General features: G+C 75.5%; 1 protein-coding gene. It reads left to right on the top strand.

Annotation, left to right across the window (positions count from 1 at the left end; translation table 11 throughout):
• Positions 1-53 precede the first annotated feature (53 nt).
• Positions 54-607, top strand: a 554-nt coding sequence (locus ABD243_RS08810; RefSeq protein WP_344364428.1) for a DUF222 domain-containing protein, incomplete at its 3' end; no start/stop codon positions are given.

The raw sequence follows: 607 nt of genomic DNA, 5'->3' as shown, positions 1-607 counted from the left end.
TGGGCCGGACCAGGACGCAGTCCGCGGGGGCGAGGACGGCGGCGGGGGCCGGCATGTCGTGGACGACGGGCTGGCGCGACGACGCCCCCGGAACCGCGGCCGCCGGCGCACCATCCGGCACGGTGAGTGGTGCTGTGGCCGATGACGGGACCGACGGCGGAATCAATGGTGGGATCGACGGTGTGCCCGTTTCTGCGGCTTCGCCCGATGCGCTGTCCGGGGAGGGTGTGCCGTGGGATGCGGCCGGTGACGCGGCGGTGGTCGATGACGGGTATCGGAGCACGGCGGAGTTCCTGCGGGCGCGGCTGCGGATCGGTGCGCCGGAGGCTAAGCGCCGGCTGTCCCTGGCCGGGGGCCTGCTGCCCCGCCAAGGACTTGCCGGCCAGCCCGTCCCGGCCGTGCACGCGGAACTCGGTGCGGCGGTCGCGTCCGGGGAGGTCGCATCCCGGGCCGCGACGATCATCACGGCGGCGCTGGAGAAGGTCCGGCACGCCTGTGACGCCGGGGCCCGCACGGCCGCGGAGAACGACGCGGACTTCCTGGCCCGGGTGGCCCGGGGCTGGGCCGATGCGCTGGATCAGGACGGTGCCGAGCCCTCCGAGGAGCT

This window comes from Arthrobacter humicola, assembly GCF_039531445.1.
Lineage (GTDB): Bacteria > Actinomycetota > Actinomycetes > Actinomycetales > Micrococcaceae > Arthrobacter > Arthrobacter humicola.
This window is presented reverse-complemented; position numbering and strand designations above follow the sequence as displayed.